A 6,619-nucleotide genomic window follows, 5' to 3' on the forward strand; every position below is an offset into this window, starting at 1 on the left:
CCGTACGCTTCCGGATGCGCGGCGGCCACCACGTCGCCGCCGTCAGCGACGCCACCTTCGACCTCGCCGCCGGCGAATGCCTCGCCCTCGTCGGCGAGAGCGGCTGCGGCAAGTCCGTCCTCGCCTCCGCCCTCCTCGGCCTGCTCCCCGGCAACGCCCAGACCGCCGGCACCGCACACGTCACCCGACCCGGACACACCGCGGACCCGACCAGGACGACGGACGCCGAACGGTTCGGCACCGGGCCGCTGGGCACCGAACCGCTCGGCACCGAACTCCTCGGCGCCGACGAACGCACCCTCGCCCGCACCGTACGAGGACGGCTCATCGGCCTGGTACCGCAGAGCCCCGCCGCCCACCTCACCCCGGTACGCACCGTCCGCGCCCAACTCGAGGAAACCCTCCGGGCCCTCACCCCCACCCCCAAGCGCACCCTGCGGGCCGCAGCCGAACAAGCCGCCGCCCGCACCTCCTTCCCCGCCGACCGCCTCGACCGCTACCCCCACGAACTCTCCGGCGGCCTCGCCCAGCGCGCCGCCACCGCACTCGCCCTCATCGGCGACGCGCCCCTGCTCCTCGCCGACGAACCCACCACCGGCCTCGACCGCGCCCTCGTCGACCGCACCGCCGACGAACTGCGCCGCCACACCGACGACGGCCGCGCCCTGCTCCTCATCACCCACGACCTCGCCGCCGCCCAGCGCGTCGCCGACCGGGTCGCCGTCATGTACGCCGGACGCATCGTCGAACTCTCCGACGCCACCACCTTCTTCGGCGACCCCGGCCCCCGCCACCCCTACGCCCGTGGCCTCCTCGACGCCCTGCCCGAACGCGCCTTCACGCCCGTCCCCGGCATGCCCCCCGCACTCAGCGACCTGCCCGAGGGCTGCGCCTTCGCCGCACGCTGCACCCGGGCCACCGATGTGTGCGCCACACGCCCCGCGCTCACGGACGGCGTGGCCTGCCACCACGTACCCGCGGAGGCCACCCGTGCTTGAACTCCACCGGCTCACCGCGGGCTACGAACGCCGCGCCCCCGTCTTCCACGACGTCACCCTCACCGTGACCCCCGGCGAAGCCGTGGGCCTGCTCGGCCCCAGCGGCTGCGGCAAGTCCACCCTGGCCCGGGTCGCGGCCCTGCTGCACCAGCCCTACGCCGGCCACGTGGTCCTCGACGGCGCCCCCGTCACCCGCTGGCGCCACCGGACCCCACGCGCCCAGCGCACCGCGCTCGGCGTGGTCTTCCAGCAGCCCCGCATGTCCGCCGACCCGCGCCTGCGCCTGCGCGACCTGATCGCCGAACCCCTCCGCGCCACGGGCCGCCGCACGGAAGCGGACGCCCGGGTCGCCGAACTGGCCGACACGGTCGGCCTGACCCCTGACCTCCTCACCCGCCGCCCGCACGAGGTCAGCGACGGCCAGCTCCAACGCGCCTGCCTGGCCCGCGCCCTGGTCCTCGAACCCCGCTGGCTGGTGTGCGACGAGATGACGGCGATGCTGGACGCTTCGACGACGGCGGCACTGGTCGGCGCGGTGGAGGACTACCGCATCCGTACGGGCGCTGGCCTGCTGGCGGTGGGGCACGATCGGATACTGCTGGAGCGGTGGTGTGACCGGACGGTGGACTGGGAGGAGCTGACGGCGGGGGACTGACGGCTGGCGACTGACAGGTGACAGACGACGGCTGGCAGATAACAGATGACGGCTGACGGCCGACAGATGACGGCTGACAGCCGACAGATGACAGCTGACCGACGACAGCGGACAGATGACAGCTGACGGACGGCAGATGACAGACGACGGCTGGCCGATGACGACTGGCAGCCGACGGATAACAACTGATGGACGGCAGCTGACAGCCGTGCACTGAAGGACAGCCACAGACGCACGAACCAGTAACGGCAGATCAGCCAACTCTCGGCAGGTACCTGCCCGCACTCCGTACCGCGTCGCATACTCGGACCGCCCGCCGACGCCCAGGCGGTGCCCCGCACCCGTCCACGGGAGGTCCCCATGGCACCCACGTCCCGTCGCGCCGCCGCCATCGCCCTCGCCGCCACGGCCGCAGGCCTGGCCGCGCCCCGTCTCGCCGGATCCGCCCAGGCCGTCGCCGCCCGCCGACCGCGCGGCCCCAGGCCCCTGCGGCGTGCCCACGCGCACAACGACTACCTGCACGTCCGCCCCCTGTACGACGCCCTGGCGCAGGGTTTCACCAGCGTCGAGGCCGACGTCTTCCTGGTGGACGGTGACCTCCTCGTCGCCCACGAGGAGACCGACCTCGACCCCACCCGCACGCTGCGCTCGCTCTACCTCGATCCGCTGCTGGCCCGTGTCCGTGCCCATCGCGGCCAGGTGTACCCGGGCTGGCGCGAGCCGGTGCAGCTCCTCGTGGACATCAAGGCCGACGGCGCCGCCGCGTACCTGGAGCTGCACCGTCAACTCTCCGCCTACCGCAGCATGCTGAGCGCCTACTCCCACGGCAGGGTGCGCCCCGGCGCCGTGGTCCCGGTGGTGTCCGGCGACCGGGCCGCCCGCGTGCCCATGGAGGCCCAGCGGCTCCGCTACGCCTTCTACGACGGCCGTTTCGACGACCTCGGCGGCGCTGCCGGAGCGGAGCTGATCCCGCTGCTCAGCGGCAGCTGGTCGGACACCTTCACCTGGCAGGGCTCGGGCCCCTTCCCGGCCGCCGAGCGCGCGAAGCTGCGGTCCCTGGTGGCTGCCGCCCACGCCCGGCGGCAGCGGGTCCGCTTCTGGGCCACGCCCGACACGCCGGGGCCCGCCCGCGACGCCCTCTGGCGTGAACTCCTGGCCGCCCGCGTCGACCACCTCAACACCGACGACCTGGCGGGACTGGCCCGCTTCCTGCGCGAGCACGGCGAGTGAAGCGCGCGTTCCCGCCCGGCTGAGCTGCGAGCATCACCGTATCGGGCGGTATCCGTGGAAGTCGCTCAACTCACCGCGTACGGACGGTGACCGGAGTTACGCGGCGTCAACACCCATTCGGCGTACGCGCCGTTCGCCGTCCATCCCGTCACCCTCCGCCACACTGGCCGCCGAGAGCCCACGGCGCGACCCGCGCGCCGTGCGGTCGAGGAGGCTTCGATGGCGCTGTCCGTGTCCGTTGTGCTGCTCTTCCTGATCCTGGCGGTGATCTTCGTACGCAGCGGCGGCCTGAAGGTCTCGCACGCGCTGGTGTGCGTCCTGCTCGGCTTCTTCCTGGCCGGTTCGAGCATCGCGCCCACGATCCGCGACGGCGTCTCCGGTGCGGCGGGCATCGTCGCCGGCCTCAAGCCCTGAAAGTCGCCTCTGCCTCCTCTCCGTCTCCTGGGCGGCGCGGCTTCCACGGCGGTTCGGCCCTGAGCCTCCGTCCTGTTGCCCGATCATGAACTGCCCGTGAAAGCACGGGCAGTTCCATGTACATCTCAAGTTCCCGCCCCTAGCGTCGGGCGCCATGTCGAAGCAGCCCCCGAAACCCTCGTCCCCGCCGCGGCGTGTGCTGGCCCTGGTCGTCGCCATGTGCGCGGCCGTGCTGGTGGCCCCCGCCCCGGCGGCCGTCGCGGACGAGATCCCCAAGGCTCCCGGCCACCGGCTCGTCAGCGGCTACGAGGGCGCCCCGGCCACCGCAGCCCCCGTACCGGGCCAAGCCCCGCCCCAGCACCCGTACTTGGCCCCCAATGGTCGCAGTGGCATGCACGCGGACGCGGCCGGGAGCGGCACCCACCCCTACTCCGGCCCGCTGGGCCGCAACCCCTCCGTCACCAGCGAGAAGATCGCCCCGCTCGGTGGCGAATGCGCCACCGCGACCTTCGACGCGGCCGGCCGACTGGTCACCGTCTGCGGTACGTTCACCGGGTTCCTGCTCAAGCTCCTCGATCCGCGCACCCTGGCCACCCTCGCCGAGTACAAGCTGCCCCAGCGCTCCTCGACGGTCGAGGCGATCACCCGCCTGGACTTCGAGAAGATCTTCAAGGACACCTCCGGTGGCGCCTACTTCTACCTCGACGACCGTGACCGCGTGGTGCTCGCCGACTCCCGCCAGCACGTGCTGCGCATCGCGCACCGGCAGGCGGCGGACGGCAGTTGGAGCTTCGTCGTCGAGGACGACTGGGACCTGACGGGCCAGGTCCCGCACGACTGCGTCAGCTGGACGAACCTCTTCCCCAGCGGCACCTGCGACCCCGTGACCTCCGTGATGCCCGACTGGCAGGGACGCATCTGGTGGGTCACCCGCCTGGGCCGCGTCGGAACCGTCGACCCGGGGACCGGCGCGATCCGCTCCGTACAGCTGTCCGGGGAGGAGATCCAGAACTCGTTCTCCGTCGCCCAGGACGGCGTGTCCATCGTCTCCGACCACGCGCTGTACAGCTTCCGCGCGGACGCCGACGGCACGCCGGTGGTCCAGTGGCGCCAGACGTACGACCGGGGGACCGGCACCAAGCCCGGTTCCGTGAACCAGGGTTCGGGAACGACCCCCGACCTGTTCGGGGACGGCTACGTGGCCATCACCGACAACGCGGACGACCGCATGAACGTCGTCGTCTACCGTCGCGGCACCGACGTCCCCGCCGACCGCCGCCTGGTCTGCAAGGTCCCCGTCTTCGGCTCCGGTGCCTCCACCACCGACAACTCCCTGATCACCTGGGGCAACAGCATCGTCGTCGAGAACAACTACGGCTACGAGAACCCCAGTTCCCTGCTCCTCGGGCGCAGCGTGGTCGGCGGAGTCACCCGGATCGACGTCCGTGCGGACGGCAGCGGCTGCGACACCGTGTGGCAGAGCGCGGTCCGTTCCCCGTCGACCGTGCCCAAGCTCTCCACTGCCAATGGCCTCCTCTACTTCTACGAGAAGGAGCCCAACAAGCTCGGCATCGACGCCTGGTACCTCACCGTCGTCGACTTCCGCACCGGCGAACGCCGCTGGCGCAAGCTGACCGGGACCGGCATCGCGTACGACAACAACTGGGCGCCGATCACCATCGGACCGGACGGCACGGCGTACGCGGGCGTCTTCAACGGGATCGTCGCGGTACGCGACACCGAGTGACCACCGCCGGGCAGGCCGGGCAGGCGCGTGCCGGGCGGGTCAGGGCAGGGGCGGGCGCGGGCGTGTTCAGCGTACGAACACGCCTATCCCGTTCGGCACCGGCCGCTCCGCGCCCTCGCTGGGGTGATTGAGCACCGTCAACCGGGCGCGCCCGGCCACCAGGGTGGAGGAACCGCCGCCGTCCAGGCTGACGCCGTCCGTGGCGCCGAGGTCGTCGAGTACGCCGGCGACCTCGGCGAGCGTCAGCCCCGTCCGGAACTCCGGAGCGCCGTCCAGGGCCAACAGCAACAACCTCCGGCCCCCGTCGGCGATCCCGGCCGCAGTGCGTACGGCCGCCGTCACCCGGTCCAGACCCGCCACGGGAACACCCCGCGCCAGTACCGGAAGCCCGCCGACGGCGAAGCGGTACGGGACATGGCGGGTGCCCGCCACGAGTCGGTGGCTGATGCGTACTCGGTCGCCGGGCGCGAGCTCGCGCAGCGCCCGGGCCCCGGCCTCCCGCCCCACCAGGACCTCGTTGCCGTCCGGTATCGCACCTGCCCCGGGGGTGTTGGCGACCGACACGACCCGACCACCCCTGACTGTGACTTCGTAGGTGTCCGCACTACAGGGGGCGGCGCGTTGTGTGTCCGTGCCACATGTGGCCCGCACACGCGAGGTGGTGCCCCACTCAGGGGTGAACGCCCCGATCGCGCCCACCGGCAGTGCGTACTGATTGAGGCCCCCCAGCGGCAGCCTCGTGGTATCCGCCGTACCCCTGGCCCCCGCCGTCACGGACCCCGCCAGGGACAGCGTGTCCATCCGCGCGCGACGGTCGGAGCCGACGCCGATCACCGCGCGGGCCGTGGTCCCAGGGGGTAGCGCGGGCCCGAAACGCTGACCGTCCGGCACGGCCGACTTCAGCGCCCGACCGTGCGCGATCGCAGGTCCGACCGGCGCCCCGGTCGCCTCGACGCCCGGGTGCTGGGTCTCGGTGATGTTGAAGAAGTCCCCGTTCACGCCTGCCACCGCGCCCCGCGCGTCCGCGAGCACCGACACGGCGGCCCGCGCTCCGACCGCGCCCGGGTACAGCAGGTCCACGGCCACGCGAGGGTCACGCAGATCCACCGAGAGGAGATGCACGCGAGCTGGCCCCTTGAGGCCCGTCACGTCGAACTGCCGGTAGACCACCCCCGACGCGATCCGCTCCCACGCCACACCCGGCCGCACGGGCCACGGCGCCGCGGCCGCGGTCGCCGAGGGGCCGACCAGGCCGGCGCCGACGACACCGCACCAGACCGCGAGGACCGAAAGGAACGAACGGACACGGACACGGACACGGATACGCGTGCGCGTACGGGTACGAGCACGGGTGCGGGTGCGGCTACAGGTACGGAAATCGATGCCGGTGCGAGTACGAGAGCGGCGTCGCGTCACAGTCCCCCCAAGCGTCCCGTCAACTCTCCCCAATCACAGGGAGGTTGACCAGAAGCGAGGGAAGGCTAGTGCCGCATCAGGCGACGTTTGCCCTGTCGACGACAGCGCGTAGGCGTAGGTCGTCGACGTGACGGTTTCGCCAGCTGATGTATCGGCGGA

The 6,619-nt window shown here is 72.4% G+C and carries 6 protein-coding genes; 5 read left to right on the forward strand and 1 reads right to left on the reverse strand.

Going from position 1 to position 6,619, the window contains the following annotated elements:
- Positions 1-14: 14 nt before the first annotated feature.
- The 5 genes from ABT160_RS36260 (at position 15) to ABT160_RS36280 (ending at position 5,044) form a co-directional block, all read left to right on the forward strand.
- On the forward strand, positions 15-998 hold the full coding sequence (locus ABT160_RS36260) for an ABC transporter ATP-binding protein (protein WP_351652257.1): 984 nt from the start codon (positions 15-17) through the stop codon (positions 996-998).
- Entirely contained in the window at positions 991-1,653 is a 663-nt protein-coding gene (locus ABT160_RS36265) for an ABC transporter ATP-binding protein (protein WP_351652252.1), read from the forward strand. The genes ABT160_RS36260 and ABT160_RS36265 overlap by 8 nt, the downstream gene beginning before the upstream one ends.
- Before the next feature lie 360 nt (positions 1,654-2,013).
- Positions 2,014-2,883, forward strand: a complete 870-nt coding sequence (locus ABT160_RS36270; RefSeq protein WP_351652253.1) for a phosphatidylinositol-specific phospholipase C/glycerophosphodiester phosphodiesterase family protein — start codon at positions 2,014-2,016, stop codon at positions 2,881-2,883.
- Between the two features lie 219 nt (positions 2,884-3,102).
- Positions 3,103-3,297 (forward strand): hypothetical protein, encoded by a 195-nt coding sequence (locus ABT160_RS36275; RefSeq protein WP_351652254.1) that lies wholly within the window; start codon positions 3,103-3,105, stop codon positions 3,295-3,297.
- A 154-nt stretch (positions 3,298-3,451) separates the two neighbouring features.
- The gene (locus tag ABT160_RS36280; protein WP_502984363.1) at positions 3,452-5,044 is read left to right on the forward strand and encodes a hypothetical protein; all 1,593 of its coding nucleotides are present in this window, start codon (positions 3,452-3,454) and stop codon (positions 5,042-5,044) included.
- Between the two features lie 66 nt (positions 5,045-5,110).
- Here the strand turns inward: ABT160_RS36280 and ABT160_RS36285 are convergent, their stop codons facing one another.
- Positions 5,111-6,295 carry a phosphodiester glycosidase family protein gene (locus tag ABT160_RS36285; RefSeq protein WP_502984364.1) on the reverse strand — a complete coding sequence of 395 codons (1,185 nt, stop codon included), beginning with the start codon at positions 6,293-6,295 and terminating at the stop codon, positions 5,111-5,113.
- Positions 6,296-6,619: the final 324 nt, after the last annotated feature.

The sequence above is a fragment of the Streptomyces sp. NPDC001941 genome, assembly GCF_040296945.1.
In the GTDB taxonomy this organism is placed as follows: Bacteria; Actinomycetota; Actinomycetes; order Streptomycetales; family Streptomycetaceae; genus Streptomyces.

Coding starts and splice junctions, on each gene's coding strand:
- ABT160_RS36260 (WP_351652257.1), top strand. CDS start 15: ATGCGCGGCGGCCACCACGTCGCCGCCGTCAGCGACGCCACCTTCGAC.
- ABT160_RS36270 (WP_351652253.1), top strand. CDS start 2,014: ATGGCACCCACGTCCCGTCGCGCCGCCGCCATCGCCCTCGCCGCCACG.
- ABT160_RS36275 (WP_351652254.1), top strand. CDS start 3,103: ATGGCGCTGTCCGTGTCCGTTGTGCTGCTCTTCCTGATCCTGGCGGTG.
- ABT160_RS36280 (WP_502984363.1), top strand. CDS start 3,452: ATGTCGAAGCAGCCCCCGAAACCCTCGTCCCCGCCGCGGCGTGTGCTG.